At 68.7% G+C, this 16,954-nt stretch carries 16 protein-coding genes; 5 read left to right on the plus strand and 11 right to left on the minus strand.

The genetic code is table 11. The annotated features are described in order from the left end of the window. Positions 1-19 precede the first annotated feature (19 nt). The 4 genes from glmU to HWX36_RS06310 all read right to left on the minus strand — a co-directional run bounded on the left by glmU (position 20) and on the right by HWX36_RS06310 (position 3,735). Positions 20-1,381: a bifunctional UDP-N-acetylglucosamine diphosphorylase/glucosamine-1-phosphate N-acetyltransferase GlmU gene (gene glmU / locus HWX36_RS06295; protein ID WP_175951347.1), complete on the minus strand. Its 1,362-nt coding sequence runs from the start codon at positions 1,379-1,381 to the stop codon at positions 20-22. Between the two features lie 135 nt (positions 1,382-1,516). Next, positions 1,517-2,512 carry a tRNA 2-thiocytidine(32) synthetase TtcA gene (gene ttcA / locus HWX36_RS06300; RefSeq protein WP_175951348.1) on the minus strand — a complete coding sequence of 332 codons (996 nt, stop codon included), beginning with the start codon at positions 2,510-2,512 and terminating at the stop codon, positions 1,517-1,519. Next, positions 2,509-2,913, minus strand: a complete 405-nt coding sequence (locus HWX36_RS06305; protein ID WP_043186999.1) for a dihydroneopterin aldolase — start codon at positions 2,911-2,913, stop codon at positions 2,509-2,511. The genes ttcA and HWX36_RS06305 overlap by 4 nt, the downstream gene beginning before the upstream one ends. A gap of 78 nt (positions 2,914-2,991) precedes the next feature. Continuing rightward, a complete protein-coding gene (locus tag HWX36_RS06310) occupies positions 2,992-3,735 on the minus strand; it encodes an SDR family oxidoreductase (protein WP_047852306.1) in 744 nt (247 codons plus the stop codon). Between the two features lie 13 nt (positions 3,736-3,748). Here HWX36_RS06310 and HWX36_RS06315 point away from each other — a divergent pair, with 13 nt between their 5' ends. After that, positions 3,749-4,945: an SAM-dependent methyltransferase gene (locus HWX36_RS06315; protein WP_175951349.1), complete on the plus strand. Its 1,197-nt coding sequence runs from the start codon at positions 3,749-3,751 to the stop codon at positions 4,943-4,945. Between the two features lie 11 nt (positions 4,946-4,956). Continuing rightward, a complete protein-coding gene (locus HWX36_RS06320; protein ID WP_006484654.1) occupies positions 4,957-5,151 on the plus strand; it encodes a DUF2905 domain-containing protein in 195 nt (64 codons plus the stop codon). 22 nt (positions 5,152-5,173) lie between these two features. Here HWX36_RS06320 and HWX36_RS06325 read toward each other — a convergent pair whose 3' ends face one another. The 6 genes from HWX36_RS06325 to HWX36_RS06350 form a co-directional block, all read right to left on the minus strand. Beyond that, a complete protein-coding gene (locus HWX36_RS06325; protein WP_129513135.1) occupies positions 5,174-5,395 on the minus strand; it encodes a hypothetical protein in 222 nt (73 codons plus the stop codon). A 119-nt stretch (positions 5,396-5,514) separates the two neighbouring features. After that, positions 5,515-6,423 (minus strand): carbohydrate kinase, encoded by a 909-nt coding sequence (locus HWX36_RS06330; RefSeq protein WP_175951350.1) that lies wholly within the window; start codon positions 6,421-6,423, stop codon positions 5,515-5,517. Then, a complete protein-coding gene (locus HWX36_RS06335; RefSeq protein ID WP_175951351.1) occupies positions 6,420-7,700 on the minus strand; it encodes an AGE family epimerase/isomerase in 1,281 nt (426 codons plus the stop codon). The genes HWX36_RS06330 and HWX36_RS06335 overlap by 4 nt, the downstream gene beginning before the upstream one ends. Then, positions 7,697-8,719 (minus strand): LacI family DNA-binding transcriptional regulator, encoded by a 1,023-nt coding sequence (locus HWX36_RS06340; protein WP_046544274.1) that lies wholly within the window; start codon positions 8,717-8,719, stop codon positions 7,697-7,699. Before HWX36_RS06340 ends, HWX36_RS06335 begins: the two co-directional genes overlap by 4 nt. A gap of 362 nt (positions 8,720-9,081) precedes the next feature. Beyond that, on the minus strand, positions 9,082-10,908 hold the full coding sequence (locus HWX36_RS06345; protein WP_175951352.1) for an EAL domain-containing protein: 1,827 nt from the start codon (positions 10,906-10,908) through the stop codon (positions 9,082-9,084). A 309-nt stretch (positions 10,909-11,217) separates the two neighbouring features. Beyond that, positions 11,218-12,249, minus strand: coding sequence for a bile acid:sodium symporter family protein (locus HWX36_RS06350; protein ID WP_175951353.1), 1,032 nt, complete (start codon positions 12,247-12,249; stop codon positions 11,218-11,220). A 347-nt stretch (positions 12,250-12,596) separates the two neighbouring features. Between HWX36_RS06350 and HWX36_RS06355 the strand changes: the two genes are divergently transcribed. From HWX36_RS06355 to HWX36_RS06365, 3 genes are all read left to right on the plus strand, one after another. After that, positions 12,597-13,079: a peptide-binding protein gene (locus HWX36_RS06355; protein WP_175951354.1), complete on the plus strand. Its 483-nt coding sequence runs from the start codon at positions 12,597-12,599 to the stop codon at positions 13,077-13,079. 345 nt (positions 13,080-13,424) lie between these two features. After that, a complete protein-coding gene (locus tag HWX36_RS06360; protein WP_175951355.1) occupies positions 13,425-14,501 on the plus strand; it encodes a porin in 1,077 nt (358 codons plus the stop codon). Positions 14,502-14,678: 177 nt separating this feature from the next. Beyond that, positions 14,679-15,641 carry a LysR family transcriptional regulator gene (locus tag HWX36_RS06365; RefSeq protein ID WP_175951356.1) on the plus strand — a complete coding sequence of 321 codons (963 nt, stop codon included), beginning with the start codon at positions 14,679-14,681 and terminating at the stop codon, positions 15,639-15,641. Between the two features lie 115 nt (positions 15,642-15,756). On the opposite strand, the gene HWX36_RS06370 is transcribed toward HWX36_RS06365, so the two are convergent. Next, positions 15,757-16,716 (minus strand): nitronate monooxygenase family protein, encoded by a 960-nt coding sequence (locus HWX36_RS06370; RefSeq protein WP_047852303.1) that lies wholly within the window; start codon positions 16,714-16,716, stop codon positions 15,757-15,759. Positions 16,717-16,954: the final 238 nt, after the last annotated feature.

Genomic DNA, 16,954 nt, shown 5'->3' on the forward strand with positions numbered 1-16,954 from the left:
GTATGGCACCCGCGTGATGTTAAGTTTTCTTCTTGACCGGGCGGACGTAGCCGCTCTTCGCGGTCTGGGTCTTCTCGTTCAACGCGAGCAGGCCGTCGGCCACGTCCTTCCAGATCGTCGTGCCGGCGGCGATCGTCACGCCGCGGCCGACGCGCACGGGCGCGACGAGCTGCGTATCGGAGCCGACGAACACGTCGTCCTCGATCACGGTGCGGAACTTGTTCGCGCCGTCGTAGTTGCAGGTGATCGTGCCCGCGCCGATGTTCACGCGCGCGCCGATGTCGGCGTCGCCGATGTAGGTGAGGTGGTTAGCCTTCGAGCCGTGGCCGATCACCGCGTTCTTCACCTCGACGAAGTTGCCGACGTGCGCTTCGTCCGCGAGTTGCGTGCCGGGGCGCAGCCGCGCGTACGGGCCGATCACGGTGTGCGCGCCGAGCTCGGCGCCGTCGATGTGCGTGAATGCGTCGATGCGCGTGCCGGGGCCGACCGACGCGTTGCGGATCACGCAGTTCGCGCCGATCGTCACGTTGTCGGCGAGCGTCACGTTGCCTTCGAACACGCAGTTCACGTCGATCGACACGTCGCGGCCGCAGCGCAGCGTGCCGCGCACGTCGACGCGCGCCGGATCGGCGAGCGTGACGCCGTCGACGAGCAGCGCGTCGGCGATATTGCGCTGGTGGATGCGTTCGAGCTCGGCGAGCTGCGCCTTGCTGTTCACGCCGAGCGTTTCCCATTCCTCGTCGGGCTGCGCGGTGACGACCTCGAAACCGGCCTCGATCGCGAGTTCGACGACGTCGGTCAGGTAGTACTCGCCCTGCGCGTTCTCGTTCTTCAGCGCGCCGAGCCACATCGACAGCTGGGCCGTGGGCGTGACGATGATGCCGGTGTTGATCTCGGCGATCTTCAGCTGTTCGGGCGACGCGTCCTTCTGTTCGACGATGCGCGTGACGAAGCCGGCCGCGTCGCGCACGATGCGGCCGTAGCCGGTCGGATCGTCGAGCGTGACCGTCAGAATCCCGTAGCGGCCTTCGCGCGCGGCGTCGACGAGGCGTTGCAGCGTCGATGCGCGGGTGAGCGGCACGTCGCCATACAGCACGAGCGTCGGTTGCGCGGGATCGAGGAGCGGCAGCGCCTGGCGCACCGCGTGGCCGGTGCCGAGCTGCTCGGCCTGCACCGCGAACTGGACGTCGGGCGCGGCGACGGCGGCCTGGACCTGCTCGCCGCCGTGACCGACGACGACGACGAGCCGGGACGGCTGCAGCGTGCGCGCGGTGTCGATGACGTGGGAGAGGAGCGGCCTGCCGGCCAGGGGATGAAGCACTTTCGGCAGCGCGGAACGCATGCGCTTGCCGGTGCCTGCCGCCAAAATCACGATATTCATGGCGCCAGCTTGTCAGAGGAGTTCGAAGCCGTCCATTTTAGCATGCGGCCCCCGCCGTTCCGGGCCTGTCGCGGCGGGGCGACAGCGCCGGAAAGAGGCGTCGAGGCCCCGTTCCGGCAGGTGTTCGGGCCCTGCTTACAGGTCGTCGAACTGGACGATCGAGATCGGCCGGGCGCCGCCCGGCGCGGCGCTGTCGTCGCCCGACGCGCACGGTTCCTCGTCGAACGCGATGTCGCCCTGCGGATCGGCAACGCCGGTCGCGCGCAGCGACTGGAACGGGTACAGCGTCGTGTCCATCAGGTGCGACGGCACGACCTTCGCGAGCGCGTTGAACATGTTGTCGACGCGGCCCGGGAAGCGCTTGTCCCATTCGCGGATCAGCGCCTTCATTTCCGCGCGCTTCAGGTTCGGCTGGCTGCCGCACAGGTTGCACGGGATGATCGGGAATTCGCGCAGTTCCGCGTATTTCTCGAGATCGGTTTCCTTCACGTACGCGAGCGGGCGGATCACGATGTTCCTGCCGTCGTCCGACTGCAGCTTCGGCGGCATCCCCTTCAGCTTGCCGCCGTAGAACATGTTGAGCAGCAGCGTCTGCACGATGTCGTCGCGGTGGTGGCCGAGCGCGATCTTGGTCGCGCCGAGCTCGCCGGCCACGCGGTACAGGATCCCGCGGCGCAGCCGCGAGCACAGCGAGCAGGTCGTCTTGCCCTCGGGCACGAGCCGCTTCACGATGCTGTAGGTGTCCTGGTTCTCGATGTGGAACGGCACGCCGACCTGCTTCAGGTACTCCGGCAGCACGTGCTCGGGGAAGCCCGGCTGCTTCTGGTCGAGGTTCACCGCGACGATGTCGAAATCGATCGGCGCACGCTCGCGCAGGCGCAGCAGCACGTCGAGCATCGCGTAGCTGTCCTTGCCGCCCGACAGGCAGACCATCACCTTGTCGCCTTGCTCGATCATGTTGAAGTCGCCGATCGCCTGGCCGACCTGGCGCACGATCCGCTTGAACAGCTTGTTGTTCTCGTACGCGTCCTTCTGTTCGCGGCGCGTCAGCACCGGGCGGGCGGCCGGGGCGGCGGTTGCGTCGAGGGTGGCGGCATCGGCCGCCGTGTCATTCATGTGGGGGGCGTTCATGCGCGCTCCTCGTCCTTGATGCGAAAGACTTCGACGCCGACGGCGTCGCAGTCCGGATAAGCGTCCGGTTTCTCGGTACAGACGCGTACCGCGCGCACGGCATCGTGCGCCAGCAGGCGCGCGGCGATCGCGTCGCACAGCGTTTCCTGCAGGTGGATGTGGCCGCGCGCCAGGCATTGCGTGACGCTCTGCTTCATCAGATCGTAGTCGACGATTTCATGCAGCCGGTCGTCGACGGGGGTGGACAGTGCGAGCGGCACGAACAGGTCGACATTGATGACGACGCGCTGCTCGCCGCGCTTCTCGTGTTCGAAGGCACCGATGTTGATGTGCACTTCGTAGTCGCGCAGGTAGAGCCTGCGGCAGTCCGCGAGGCGGGGGTGCAGGAGAGCGGAAAACATGGTCGTCCCAGTCAAATTGGCGTGCGCACACGCAAAGCGGCGCGGGCGGCGGCAGTCAGGCCGCGCGATCCGCGCAGTTCATTCATTCGGGCCGGCGGCGGGCGGCACGAGGTGCTCGCCGCCGTCGACGGTCAGCGTCGCGCCGGTGACGCCCGGTGCGCTCGCGAGATAGCAGGCGGCCGCCGCGATGTCGTCCGCGTGCGGCGCGTGGCCGCGCACGAGCGCCGCGACCCGCACCTTCGGCGCGAGCGCCAGCGCCAGCGCCGACGTCGCGCGGTTCAGCGCGGCCTGCATCAGCGCGTGCGACATCTGCGCCGGCGCGGGGTGAAACAGTGCCTGATCCAGCACGTGGATCGCGCAGGCGCGCAGCGCTTCGTGCTCGCGCGCGGCGTCGGGCGTCGCATCGGCGAGCGCGCGGGCCAGCGCGAGCGGGGCCGTCACGTTGCGCGCGAGCGCGCCGGCGAGCGACGCGCCGTCCACCGTGTGCGCGTCGTCGGCGCCTGCGCTGGCGCTCACGAACACCGCGCACGCGGGCCGGCCGAGCGCCGCGCCGCACGCGGCGACGAGTCCGGCGGCGTCGGCTTCCAGGGCCAGATCGGCGTCGAGCACGACCGCGCGGCGGCCGAGCGCCGCGACTTCGGCGACGAGTGCGTCGGCCGCCGCGTGCGGCGTGCCGTGGCTGCGCTGCAGCGCGACGTCCCAGCCGCGCCGGGCGAATCCCGTCGCGAGCGCGCGACCGATCGACGCGGCGTCGGCCGCGCTGCCCAGGGCACCTGTGACGAGCGCCACGCGCTGGGTCGACGTATCGGCTGAAACGGTCATTTACAATGCCGGGATGAACCCGAAAGCTCACGAACCCGCTAGTTTACCCGCTCCCGGCCCTGACGCGCTTGCGCAGTCCGAAACCCTTGCCGCGCAACTGCGCGACGAGATCGCGGCTGCCGGCGGCTGGCTGCCGTTCGACCGCTTCATGGAGCGCGCGCTGTATGCGCCCGGCCTCGGCTATTACAGCGGCGGCGCGCGCAAGTTCGGGCGTCGCGCCGACGACGGCAGCGACTTCGTGACCGCGCCCGAGCTGTCGCCGCTGTTCGCGCAGACGCTCGCGCAACCGGTCGCGCAAGCGCTCGCGGCGAGCGGCACGCGTCGCGTGATGGAATTCGGCGCCGGCACGGGCAAGCTCGCGGCCGGGCTGCTCGCGGCGCTCGACGCGTTCGGCGCCGGGCTCGACGAATACCTGATCGTCGACCTGTCCGGCGAGCTGCGCGAACGGCAGCGCGACACGATCACGGTCGCCGCACCGGCGCTTGCCGCGAAGGTGCGCTGGCTCGACGCGCTGCCCGAGCGGTTCGACGGCGTCGTCGTCGGCAACGAGGTGCTCGATGCGATGCCCGTGCGGCTGTTCGCGAAGGCGGGCGGCGCGTGGCACGAGCGCGGCGTCGCGCTCGACGCGCGGCAGGCGTTCGTGTTCGAGGATCGGCCCGCCGCGCCTAACAGCCAGCCGCCGGTGCTCGCGCGGCTCACCGCCGATGTCGCCGACGGCTACGTGACCGAGACGCACGAGGCCGCGCTGGCGTTCACGCGCACCGTCTGCGCGATGCTCGGGCGCGGCGCGGTGCTGCTGGTCGACTACGGCTTTCCCGCGCACGAGTACTACCATCCGCAGCGCGACCGCGGCACGCTGATGTGCCACTACCGCCATCACGCGCACGACGATCCGTTCCTGTACCCGGGGCTGCAGGACATCACCGCGCACGTCGAATTCACCGGCATCTACGACGCGGCCATTGCCGCCGGCGCCGACCTGCTCGGCTACACGTCGCAGGCGCGCTTCCTGCTGAACGCAGGCATCACCGACGCGCTGGCCGCGATCGATCCGTCGGACATCCATGCGTTCCTGCCGGCCGCGAACGCGGTGCAGAAGCTGATCTCGGAAGCCGAGATGGGCGAGCTGTTCAAGGTGATCGCGTTCTCGCGCGGCATCGACGGCACGCTCGACGCGTTCGCGCGCGGCGACCGCTCGCACGCACTCTGACGGGAGCCGACATGCTGCGCTGGCTGATGGCGTCGTTCGTCGCGGTGATGATCCTGACGCGCTGCTGGCCGTGGCTCGGCAAGCTCGGCATCGGGCGGATGCCGGGCGACGTCACGCTGACGCTCGGCGGGCGGCGCTACCCGTTCCCGTTCATGTCGACGCTGGTGCTGACGATGCTGGTATCGATGGTGGCGCGGCTCCTCTGAGCCGCGCGTGAATGGCGGCGCGTTACAGCTCGATTTCGCCGAGGATCCGGTGCGCGAGCGCCTTCGCCTCGTCGAACGCTTCTTCCTCGCTGGGGCTCGTCGAGTGGACGTCGTAGCGTGTGTTCTCGGTGTCGTCCCCGTCGTCCCGCGAGAGGATCACGTAACCCTGGAACTGACCGTTGGCCGAATGCTGGGTATGCGCCTTGGCCGTGTAGATGCCCTTCGTGAACGTGTTCGTGTCCATCGTGCCTCTCCCGCAAAAGGACACTTCATCGTAGCACTGCGGCGCAGCATGTACAGCGCGGCTTATCGGTGACCGAACGGCGGCCGGCGCGCGCCCGGCCGCGTTCGATCGACCCTCGGTCAGCCTTCGATCAGCGCGACGACCTCGTCGAGCGTCGGCGCGTGCGCGCCCGTATGCCGGCACGCCGCGGCGCCCGCCGCCAGCGCGAACGCGAGATGCTCGCGCCACGATCGCTGCGGCGCCACCATCAGGCTGAACAGCATGCCGCCGATCGATGCGTCGCCCGCGCCAACCGTGTCGGCCACCTCGACGCGCGGCGGGCTGGCTTCATGCACGTCGCCGTCCGCGTAGAGCGTCGCCGCCTGCGCGCCGCGCGTGACGAGCACCGCCGCGTGCGGGTTCAGCGCGCGCACCGCGCCGATCGCGTCGGGGCCGTCGCCGCCGAACAGGTGCCGCAGGTCCTCGTCGGAGACCTTGATCAGGTCGGCGAGCGCGGCCATCTTTTCCAGCGTCGGCCGGTACGCGGCCGTCATCAGGTTCCGGACGTTCGGGTCGAAGCTGATCTTCACGCCACGTGCGTGCAGGTCGGCCGCGAGCGCGGCCAGCGTGCCGGCGAGCGGTTCGCGCACGAGGCTGATGCAGCCGAAATGGGCCCATTTCACATGGTCGGTCCAGCCGGCCGGCAGTTGCGCCGGATCGAACGCGAGATCGGCGCTCGCTTCGCCGATGAAGAAGTACGCGGGCGGGCGGGTCTCGTGGACGATCGCGAGCAGCGGCGGCCGCGCGACGCGCTGCAGGAAGCGCAGGTCGAGCCCGGCCGCTTCGCTCGTGCGCCACAGCACGTCGGAGAAGCAGTCTTCGCCAATCGAGCCCGCGAGCGCGCTCGGCACGCCGAGCCGCGCCACCGCGCGCGCGACGTTCCAGCCGGCGCCACCCGGCACCGAGGTCCATTGCGCGTCGCCCGCACGCACCATGTCGGTCAGGATGTCGCCCGCCGACACGAAAGCCGGAAACGTGCCGCCGCTCATTGCGTCGGCTCGCTGCGCTGCGCGCGCGCGAGGGTCGCGAGCACGTCGTAGCATGCGCCCATCGTGTGGTAGTCGGTCTTGCCGGCCGGGCTCTTCTCGTCGCCGTACTTGCGGTTGTCGCAGGTAAGGATGCGGTACCACGCGCCGTAGCGGTGATCGACGAAGTGCGCCCAGCTGTAGCGCCAGATCTCGTCGTACCAGTCCCAGAAGCGTTCGCTGCCGGTGCGCGCGCCGAGCATCGCGGCCGCCGCGAAGGTTTCCGCCTGCACCCAGAAATACTTGTTGTGGTCGCAGATCGTGAAGTCGGGGCCGAAGCCGTAGCACAGGCCGCCGTGATCGGCGTCCCACGCGTGCGCGAGCGCCGCGTCGAACAGCTCGGTCGCGCGCGGCACGAGCCAGTCGAGCGGGCGGTGCCGCTCGAGGATCAGCAGCAGCTTCGCCCATTCGGTCTGGTGCCCGGGCTGGAAGCCCCACGGACGGAAGATGTTCGAGCTGTCTTCCTTGTTGTAGTCCCAGTCGACCGACCAGTCCGCGTGATAGTGCTCCCACACGAGCCCGCCCGACAGCGCGGCCTGGCGCTGCGTGACGTGGCTCGCGATTTTCTCTGCGCGATCGAGGTACGTGAGGTGGCCGGTCGCCTCGTACGCCGCGAGCAGTGCCTCCGTCATGTGCATGTTGGCGTTCTGGCCGCGGTACGACGACACGACCCAGTTCGGCGTCGCGTCGTCCGCATACAGGCCCGCGGCCGCGTCCCAGAAGCGGTGCTCGGCGAGCTCGAAGGTGGCCGCGATCAGCGGGCGGGCCTCGTCGATGCCGGCCATCGTCGCGTGCGCGGCCGCGAGCAGCACGAACGCGAGCCCGTAGCAGTGGCGCGTGCCGTCGAGCGTCGCGCGCTTCGCGCCGTCGCGCCAGTCGAGTTCCCAGTCGTAGCCCTGCAGTTCGTCGTCCCAGTGCGCGTCGCGCAGGAAGCGCAGCCCGTGGCGCGCATAGTCCAGGTGGCGCGGATCGCCGAAATGCCGGTACGCCATCGCGTAGTTGAAGACGAACCGGCAACTGCTGACGAGGTGGCGCGACGTGCGGTTGTAGAGGCTGCCGTCGTCGCGGAAGTAGTGATGGAAGCCGCCCGTCGGGTCGAACGCATTCGTTGCGTAGAAGCGCAGCGTGTCCTCGATGTGCGACAGCAGGAACGACGGATCGCGGAAACTCGCGACGAACGGCGCGGCTTGCGTATGGGCGGCCGGCGCGGCCGTGCAGGGTTGGACCGGGGGCATGTTCATGATGATTCGGTGACCGTGGCGGTATCGAGCGCCGGGGAGCCGGCGGGCTGACTGCTGGCCCGCACGATCAGCTCGACGGGCAGGGAAATCTCGGTGCGCTCGGGCGCTTCCGCGAGCAGCAGCTCGACGCCGCGGCGGCCGAGCGCTTCCTTGTCGACCGCGAGCGTCGTGAGCGGCGGGCTTGCGTGCGCGGCGGCCGGGATGTTGTCGAAGCCGACGATCGCGATGTCGTCGGGAATGCGCAACCCGCGCGCGGTGCAGACGCGCTGCGCGGCGAGCGCGGCTGCGTCGTTGTACGCGAAGACGGCTTCCGGGCGCGGGCCCGGCGCGTCGAGCAGCTGCTCCATCGCGCGCGCGGCGCCGGTGTCGGGATCGAGCCCTGCATCGATCGTCACTTCGTACGCGGGATCGAACAGCCGCCCGGCCTCGAAGAACGCGCGCCGGTAGCCGATCGCGCGCTGCGCGATGCTGTAGTGCGCGGGCGAGCCGCCGATGAACGCGATCCGCGTGCGGCCGGTGGCGAGCAGGTGGCGCATCGCGAGCGCCGCGCCCGTCGCGTTGTCGATGTTCACCGAGCGCAACCCGGGCGCCCACAGGTCGATCAGCACGAGCGGCCGGCCGGTCGCGGCGAGCGCCTCGATCGTTTCCGGCTCGATGAAGCCGGCCACCGCGATCGCGTCGGGCGCGTGCGGGCGCATCTGGCGCAGCACGTCGTCGTTCGGCCCGACCGTGAGCAGCGTCGGCACGATGCCGCGCTCGCGGCACGCGTCCTCGACGCCGTGCAGCACGTGCGAGAAGAACGGGCTGGCCGGAAAGCGGTTGTGCTGGCGGTGCAGCAGGAAGGTGAGCCGGCGGATGCGCGGCCGCAACTGCGCGGGATCGTAGCCGAGCCGCTGCGCGATCTCGACGATGCGCGCACGCGTCGCTTCGGACAGGCCCGGCTGGTTTTTCAGCGCGCGGGAGACGGTGCCGATCGAAACCTCTGCCGCCCGCGCCACATCGCGAATGGTCGTACCCATCGTTCGGGGTCCGGTTTGTTTAGGGTGAAAGCGATTGTATAGTAAAACGTGTCGCGGAATTCGGGCCGGATAACCGGGGAATACCCGGGAAATACCGGTTTTTAAGCGCTAATCTGCGAAAACGCCGTTACTAAAAATACTAAACAAAACGAGAAAAAGGCAAGGTGGTCGTGCAGGCGCCTGGCGAGCGGGAAATGGGGGCAAACGGACGGGCTTCACGCGTCCGCGCGAATGGTGCCCGACTGCCTCCGCCGACCACCAGCAGGTCGGCGTGCAACTAACGGTCCGGCTGCCTGACGGGCGCATGCACCCCGCCGCCGCACCGGGCGTCGCCATGTCTGCAAGCGCCCGCCGCCCGCCGCTCAGCGTATCGCCACGGCCGGCGGCTCGCCGCGATGGCGCAGCGCGGCGCGCCCCGCGTCGAGGTCGACGACCGCGAGTCCATCCGGCTGCTGTTTCGCGCGCCGCTTCGCGAGCGCCGCGACCGACGCGATCTCGTCGCTGCTGTAGCGCTTCGCGCCGTGCGCGCCGGCCGGCACGCCGACCGCGCCGATCGCCATCGTCACGAAGCCGAAGAACGCCGGGTTGCCGTGGCGGTCCTCGCCACGCAGCCCGCCTGCCTGCCGGTCGGCCTGCGTGTAGAACAGCTGCGCGCCGTCGTTGAAGCGGGCGATCGCGTCGGCGGCGCGCTCGCGCCAGTCGGCGCGCTGGAACAGCACGAGGAAATCGTCGCCGCCGACGTGCCCGAGAAAGTCGCGCTGCGGGTCGCACATGCCGGCCAGCACCGTCGCCGCGAACTTCAGCACCTCGTCGCCCTGCCAGTAGCCGTACTGGTCGTTGAACGGCTTGAACTGGTTCAGGTCGACGTAGCACGCATGAAAGCCCGCGTCGCGCTGGAGCAGGCGGTCGATGTGCGCGCTGATCGGGATGTTGCCGGGCAGGAACGTCAGCGGATTCGCGTAGCGCGCGGCCTCGATGCGCATCTCGGTCACCGTGCGAACGAGGCTCTCGCCGGTGCCGAGCCCGACATAGCGGCCGTGTTCGGTGATCACGAAGCCGTCCGCGAGATAGCGTTGGTCGTGGCTCGCGAGCTGCTCGAGCGTCGTCGCGTTGTCGATCATCAGCGGCGCATCGTTCGCGAACTGGAGGCACGGCTTCTTCCCGAACACCTCGCGGTGGTACGGCAGCGCGAAGCGGTCGATGAAGCCGCGGCGATTCACGAGCGCGACGGGCCGCCCGCGTTCGACGAGCGCGACCGCATGCAGGTCGGGCATTCGGTTGAACAGGTCGAGCACGTCGTTGCTGGTCGCGTCGCGCGGCAGCGCCGGCGCCGGCACCAGCATCTTCCCGGCGATCGTGCCGGCCGGCCGCACCGAGCGCGTCGCGCCGGGAAACACCGCGATGTGCGGCGCCCGGATCGCATCGCGCGCGGCCGGCGCGACGACCCGCGACGGCTGCGCGTTCGGCCGGCCGAGCAGGAAGCCCTGTACGCAGCAGATGCCCATGTCGCGCACGACGATCAGGTCGCATTCGTTCTCGATGCCTTCCGCGATCAGTTGCGCGCCGCTCGCCTGCGCGAAGTGCTGCATCGCCTTCACGGCCTCGAACTTCAGTGGGTCGCGGGCGATGTCGTGGATGAAGAAGCGGTCGATCTTCACGACGTCCGGCTGCAGGCGCAGCCACAGGTTCATGCTCGCGTTCGCGGTGCCGTAGTCGTCGAGCGCGAACTGGACGCCGGCGTCGCGCAGCGACGCGACGGCCGGCCCGATCTGGGCGATGTCCGGCGTCGCGTTCTGTTCGGTCAGCTCGATCACGATGCGCTCGGCGCCGATCCGCGCGCGGACGAGGCGCTGGCGTACGCGCTCGCGTTCGCGCGCGAGCTGCAGGATCGTGCCCGCGCTGAAATTGAGGAACAGCTTGCCGTCGCAGCCGAGCGCCGCGAACGCGTCGAGGCAGGTGAGTGCGGCCGCCTGTTCGAGCGCGATGGTTTCGCCTTCGCGCGCGGCCTGCGCGAACAGCGCGACGGGCGGCTCGAGGTCGGTGCCGCTTGGGCCGCGGATCAGGCCCTCGTATCCGACGACCGTTCCCGACCCGAGATCGACGATCGGCTGGAACACGGCGGCGAGCGCGCGATCCGCGATCAGGCGCGTGATGCTGGCGGCAGCGGAGTCGGGGTGGGGCGCGGGCATGGGCGAGGACAGCCGAATCGACGGGACGCCCGATTTAACGGCACCGCTCGCGGATAATTGAATGAAGATTTCGTGACGAGATGGGCGCTGCCGGTGCATCGCGCTTGGGGCGCATCGGTGCGCATTGGGGAGGGTGGTGTGGCGGGGAGGCGGAACCCGGAACCCGGAACGCGAGAACCCGAGAACCCGAGAACCCGAGAACCCGAGAACCCGAGAACCCGAGAACCCGAGAACCCGAGAACCCGAGAACCCGAGAACCCGAGAACGTCGGGACGGCCCCCCTCGATGACCGTCCCGCCGCGCTGATCGTCAGCGCTTGCCCGCGCTCAGCGCGCCTGGCGCCGATGTCGCGTCGCCCTCGTCGTGCTCGCCGCTCATGTCGCGCGCGCCCCAACGCTGCGCGAGTGCCGCGCACGCCATCAGCTGAATCTGGTGGAACAGCATCAACGGCAGCACGATCGCGCCGACCGCGTTCGCCGAGAAGATCACCTTCGCCATCGGCACGCCGGCCGCGAGGCTCTTCTTCGATCCGCAGAAGATGATCGTGATCTGGTCGGCGCGGTTGAAGCCGAGCCGTTTGCTGACGAACGCGGTCAGCAGCAGCGCGATCGCGAGCAGCACGAGGTTGACGACGAGCAGGCCGCCGAGCGCACGCGGCGGGATCTGGTGCCACAGGCCTTCGTTGACGGCCTCGCTGAAGGCGACGTAGACGACGAGCAGGATCGAGCCCTGGTCGACGAAGCGCAGCACGCCGCGGTTGCGGTCGATCCAGCCGCCGATCACCGGCCGCAGCAACTGGCCGGCGATGAACGGCACGAGCAGCTGCATCACGATGCTGCCGACGGTGCTCCACGGCGACGCGGCGGCTGCCGACTGCGACGTGATCACCAGCCCGACGAGCGCCGGCGTGACGAAGATTCCGAGCAGGCTCGACGCGGATGCCGCGCACACGGCGGCAGGCACGTTGCCCTTCGCGATCGACGTGAACGCGATCGACGACTGGACCGTCGACGGTAGCGTGCACAGGAACAGCACGCCCGCATACAACGTCGGCGTGACGAGCGGCTGCAGCACGGGTTTCAGCGCGAGACCGAGCAGCGGGAACAGCGCGAACGTGCTGAGCAGCACGACTGCGTGCAGCCGCCAGTGGGTCGCGCCCGCGACGACGGCTTCGCGCGACAGCTTCGCGCCGTGCAGGAAGAACAGCAGGCCGACGGCGATGTTGGTCGCCCAGTTGAACGCGTGGGCGGCCGGGCCGCGGCACGGCAGGAGGCTCGCGAGCACGACGGTGCCGACGAGCGCGAGCGTGAAGTTGTCGGGAAGATAACGGGGACGGGCCATCGGGAACTCGATTCGGAAACGACGGAGGTGCGCGTCGCGCGCGCGGATGGCGCCATTGTCCCGGTTGGCGATTCACTACACAAATTCATTGTGTGAATCGATTGATGAGACAACCTCATGCAACAGGGCTCACCGCACTGGCCCGGCGATGCGCAAAACGGCAGAAGAATGTTCTGTCCCGGTCGCCTGCGGAAGTGAAAAAACCTAGCAGTAACATGGTGTTACACCGATGCTGGCGACATAACACTTTTGGGCTCGACACGCTTTCGGCCCGCTCATAAATTACTGCTGAAAGCCCGGCGTCGGCCCCAAAGCGGCCGGCAACGGGCATGGACAGGCACTGAACGATGACGGAACGGGTGAAACGGAAGGTCGGACGATGGGTGGCGGGCGTGCTCGGCGCGCTGCTGATGCCGCTCGCGCTCGCGCAACCACCCCACGGCGGTCATGCGTTCGGTGGCCACGGCTTCGGCGGCGGCGACATGCGCGCGTACGGTCAGCCGGCTGGCGGGGGGGCCGTCTGGCACCGCGCTGCGCCGCCCGCCGGTGCACGCGCCGGCGGCGTGAACGGCTACGGCTCCCGCTGGGGGCTGCGGCCGACGCCGTCGTATGGCCATTACGCCGCGCAAAGCCCGTATCGCCCGATCAGCACCGACGTGCGCCAGATGCCGCGCCCGCCCGGCGGCGGCAACATGCCGCTGCGCGCCGGGTCGATCCGTGCCGACGTCGCGCGCTATAACGAGGAGCGCGGCGGACGTCCGATGCCGCCGCCCCGCTCGCAGGAAGAGCCTGCGCACTCGCCGTTTTTCTCCCCGTTCTACCGAAACTGAGCGCCCGCGCGCTCGTCCCTCCGCCGGCTGATGCGAATTCGCCACAGTCGCGCGCAGATTTCCGCTGATTTTCCCGTCGCATTGCGCTATCTTTCGCGCCCGGCTCGCGCGCGCCACGCTGCCGTCCCGCCGCGCGACCGCGTTCACGCCGGGCCGCCGGCGGGTACCCGGCCATGTATCCATTCCGCGAAGTTAATGCCGCCGCTATACCCGCAATAAGTGTGCGCAATTTTGACCGGACGAATGATCCGTAAAGATGGCTGCGCCCCATACGACGCAAGCACTCGGCTCCCAAAAACAACGCTCGCGCCACTTATCGACAATTCGACAAAACCTGGAGATCCCATGAAAGCACTCGCTCGCCGTGCGTCGCGCACGTCCGTCAAGCTGATCGCCGCGGCCGCCTGCGTGGCGGCTGCCGCGCCCGTCCATGCACAGTCGAGCGTGTCGCTCTACGGCCAGGTCGACGAATGGGTCGGCGCAACCAAGTTCCCGGGCGGCGACCGCGCGTGGAACGTGAGCGGCGGCGGGATGTCGACGTCGTACTGGGGCTTGCACGGCGCCGAGGATCTCGGCAACGGCTACAAGGCGATCTTTACGCTGGAAAGCTTCTTCCGCGCGCAGAACGGCCAGTTCGGCCGCTTCCAGGGTGACACGTTCTTCGCACGCAACGCCTACGTCGGCATCGATTCGCCGTACGGCACGGTGACGGCCGGCCGCCTGACGACGCACCTGTTCCTGTCGACGATCCTGTTCAACCCGTTCTACGACTCGTACACCTTCTCGCCGATGGTGTACCACGTGTTCCTCGGCCTCGGCACGTTCCCGACCTACCCGAGCGACCAGGGTGCCGTCGGCGATTCGGGCTGGAACAACGCGCTGTCGTACACGTCGCCGTCGTTCGGTGGCCTGAATTTCGGCGCGATGTACGCGCTCGGCAACCAGGCGGGCGACAACGGCTCGAAGAAGTGGAGCGCGCAGTTCAACTATGCGAACGGCCCGTTCGCGGCGACCGCGGTCTACCAGTACGTGAACTTCAACAATGGCCCGCGTGACCTGAGTGCGCTGGTGGCCGGCATGAAGAGCCAGGGTATCGCGCAAGTCGGTGCGACCTACGACCTGAAGTACGTGAAGCTGTTCGGCCAGTACATGTATACGAAGAACGACCAGGTCGCGGGCAGCTGGCACGTGAATACCGCGCAGGGCGGCGTGTCGGTGCCGCTCGGCGTCGGCAGCGCGATGGCGTCGTACGCGTACTCGCGCGATGCGGGCGGCCTCGATCAGACGCGCCAGACCTGGGCCGTCGGCTACGACTATCCGCTCTCCAAGCGCACGGACGTCTACGCTGCGTACATGAACGACCACATCAGCGGCCTGTCGACCGGCAACACGTTCGGCGCCGGCATCCGCGCGAAGTTCTGACGCGCGTGACCGGTGCGCCGGCCGCGCGCCAAAAGCGCGGCCGGACTGCATGTTTTCCCGCCAAAACGGCGCCGCGACCCCGCGGCGCCGTTTTGCTTTTGTTGACCTTTCTGTTTCCCCGCCTTTGTTACCCTATCTCGTAATTGGATCATTCCCCCGTCATTACGAGCGAGTTCGATGGATACCCTCGTCAGCATGAATGTGTTTCGCTACGTCGTCGAAGTGGGCAGCTTCGTCGGCGCGGCCGAGCGCATGCAGATGTCGGCTGCGATGGCGAGCAAGCACGTGATGCATCTCGAGCAGCAGCTCGGTGCGCGGCTGCTGCATCGCACGACACGACGCGTCGCCCCTACCGAGGCGGGACGCGAATACTATGAGCGCCTCGTGCAGGCGCTGTCTGAACTCGACGAAGCCGGGCAGGCCGTCGGCGCCGCGAGCGTGGTGCCGCAAGGCAGGCTGCGCGTGACGTCGCTCTCGGCGTTCGGGCTGCGGCACGTGATGCAGGCCGTCACCGATTATGCGGGCCGGTTCCCGGACGTGACCGTCGACATGACGCTGTCCGATCGCGTGGTCGACCTGATCGAGGAAGGCTACGACGTCGCGGTGCGTGCGGCGCCGAACGGATTGAAATCGTCGTCGCTGGTCGCGCGGCAGATCGCGACCGCGCACATCCTGCTGGTCGCGTCGCCCGAGTATCTCGAGAAGCACGGCACGCCCGCGACGATCGCCGATCTCGCGCACCACAACTATCTGCGGCGCGACTCGAATTCGACGATGCTCGACTCGCTGGTGATCGATGCGGCCGCCGCGTCGCGCGTGAACCTCAACGGCAACCTGATCGTGAATCATCTCGAAGGGCTGCGTGCGGCCGTGCTCGCGGGCGCGGGCATCGCGCTGCTCGGCACCGAGGTGGTCGGCGACGACATCGAGTCCGGCCGGCTCGTGCCGGTGCTGCTCGATGCGGTGCCGCCGCACGAGGCGCCGATCTATGCGGTCTACGCGAGCCGTCGTCACGTGTCCGCGAAGGTGCGTTCGTTCGTCGACTTCCTGGCGGCGCGTTTCGAAGGGCAGTCGCTGTGTCCGTCGATCGAATCGCGCCTGCGCGTGCTGCCGATGACGCGGATGAAGCGCGCGGTCTGAGCCGTCTTTCCCGCGGAAGCGGGGCAATGAAAAAGCGCGAACCGAAGCGGTTCGCGCTTTTTGTTTTGTCGGATGGCATTCGCGCCGGCGGCGGCCGCCATGGCCGCCGCATCCGTCAGCGCGGGATGCCGAGCCGCGCCTTCGCGTCGTCGTACTCGCGCTTCAGGCGCTCGACGAGCGCGCCCACGCTCGGCAGGTCGTCCATCAGGCCGACGCCCTGGCCGGCACCCCAGATGTCCTTCCACGCCTTCGTCTTGTCGCTGCCGAAATTCATCTTGGTCTTGTCGGATTCCGGCAGCGCTTCCGGATCGAGGCCGGCCTTCTCGATGCTCTCGCGGATGTAGTTGCCGTGCACGCCCGTGAAGAGGTTCGTGTAGATGATGTCCGACGATTTCGCGTTCACGATCGCGTGCTTGTAGTCGTCGATCGCGTGCGCTTCCTGCGTCGCGATGAAGCGCGTGCCCATGTACGCGAAGTCGGCGCCCATCGCCTGCGCCGCAAGGATCGAGCCGCCGTTCGCGATCGCGCCGGACAGCACGATCGGGCCGTCGAAGATCTTGCGGACTTCGCCGACGAGCGCGAACGGCGACGTCGTGCCCGCGTGGCCGCCTGCGCCGGCCGCGACGAGGATCAGCCCGTCGACGCCGGCTTCGAGCGCCTTCTGCGCATGACGCAGGTTGATCACGTCGTGCAGCACGATGCCGCCGTAGCTGTGCACCGCGTCGACGATCTCGCGCGCCGGTGCGCGCAGGCTCGTGATGAAGATCGGCACCTTGTGCTCGACGCACACGCGCACGTCGTGTTCGAGCCGCGCATTCGACTGGTGGACGATCTGGTTGACCGCGATCGGGCCGATCACCGCGTCGGGATTTTTTGCCTGGTGGTCGGCGAGCTCGGACTGGATCTGCGTGAGCCACTCGTCGAGCAGTTCGGCCGGACGGGCGTTGAGCGCGGGGAACGAACCGACGATGCCCGCCTTGCATTGCGCGAGCACGAGTTCGGGGTAGCTGACGATGAACATCGGCGACGCGATGACGGGCAGCGTCAGGTTCTGCAGGACGGTGGGCAAGGCCATGTGATGTCTCCAGTCTCCAGGGGGCGGCCGCGCGGTCGCGCCGACGCCGCCATGCTTTGCGGTCGAACGGTGATGATGATTCGAGTGTAGCTGCGAAACGAGGTCGTTCATATTAATACGAACGATCGTGCGATTCTACGCGAGCTTAACAAAATGCGCGGTGTGCCGGCAATCGAGTGAGTGTTCTCTTTCTACGGATTCCGGCTGTTGCCCCGCTGTGGAGATGGGCAAGCGCTCC

Origin of the sequence: Burkholderia sp. BCC0405 (genome assembly GCF_902833075.1) — a bacterium.
GTDB lineage: Bacteria > Pseudomonadota > Gammaproteobacteria > Burkholderiales > Burkholderiaceae > Burkholderia.

What these genes read in the sequence shown, in the direction of transcription:
- glmU (WP_175951347.1), bottom strand. Translation starts at nt 1,381, where the DNA reads ATGAATATCGTGATTTTGGCGGCAGGCACCGGCAAGCGCATGCGTTCC.
- ttcA (WP_175951348.1), bottom strand. Translation starts at nt 2,512, where the DNA reads ATGAACGCCCCCCACATGAATGACACGGCGGCCGATGCCGCCACCCTC.
- HWX36_RS06305 (WP_043186999.1), bottom strand. Translation starts at nt 2,913, where the DNA reads ATGTTTTCCGCTCTCCTGCACCCCCGCCTCGCGGACTGCCGCAGGCTC.
- HWX36_RS06310 (WP_047852306.1), bottom strand. Translation starts at nt 3,735, where the DNA reads ATGACCGTTTCAGCCGATACGTCGACCCAGCGCGTGGCGCTCGTCACA.
- HWX36_RS06315 (WP_175951349.1), top strand. Translation starts at nt 3,749, where the DNA reads ATGAACCCGAAAGCTCACGAACCCGCTAGTTTACCCGCTCCCGGCCCT.
- HWX36_RS06320 (WP_006484654.1), top strand. Translation starts at nt 4,957, where the DNA reads ATGCTGCGCTGGCTGATGGCGTCGTTCGTCGCGGTGATGATCCTGACG.
- HWX36_RS06325 (WP_129513135.1), bottom strand. Translation starts at nt 5,395, where the DNA reads ATGGACACGAACACGTTCACGAAGGGCATCTACACGGCCAAGGCGCAT.
- HWX36_RS06330 (WP_175951350.1), bottom strand. Translation starts at nt 6,423, where the DNA reads ATGAGCGGCGGCACGTTTCCGGCTTTCGTGTCGGCGGGCGACATCCTG.
- HWX36_RS06335 (WP_175951351.1), bottom strand. Translation starts at nt 7,700, where the DNA reads ATGAACATGCCCCCGGTCCAACCCTGCACGGCCGCGCCGGCCGCCCAT.
- HWX36_RS06340 (WP_046544274.1), bottom strand. Translation starts at nt 8,719, where the DNA reads ATGGGTACGACCATTCGCGATGTGGCGCGGGCGGCAGAGGTTTCGATC.
- HWX36_RS06345 (WP_175951352.1), bottom strand. Translation starts at nt 10,908, where the DNA reads ATGCCCGCGCCCCACCCCGACTCCGCTGCCGCCAGCATCACGCGCCTG.
- HWX36_RS06350 (WP_175951353.1), bottom strand. Translation starts at nt 12,249, where the DNA reads ATGGCCCGTCCCCGTTATCTTCCCGACAACTTCACGCTCGCGCTCGTC.
- HWX36_RS06355 (WP_175951354.1), top strand. Translation starts at nt 12,597, where the DNA reads ATGACGGAACGGGTGAAACGGAAGGTCGGACGATGGGTGGCGGGCGTG.
- HWX36_RS06360 (WP_175951355.1), top strand. Translation starts at nt 13,425, where the DNA reads ATGAAAGCACTCGCTCGCCGTGCGTCGCGCACGTCCGTCAAGCTGATC.
- HWX36_RS06365 (WP_175951356.1), top strand. Translation starts at nt 14,679, where the DNA reads ATGGATACCCTCGTCAGCATGAATGTGTTTCGCTACGTCGTCGAAGTG.
- HWX36_RS06370 (WP_047852303.1), bottom strand. Translation starts at nt 16,716, where the DNA reads ATGGCCTTGCCCACCGTCCTGCAGAACCTGACGCTGCCCGTCATCGCG.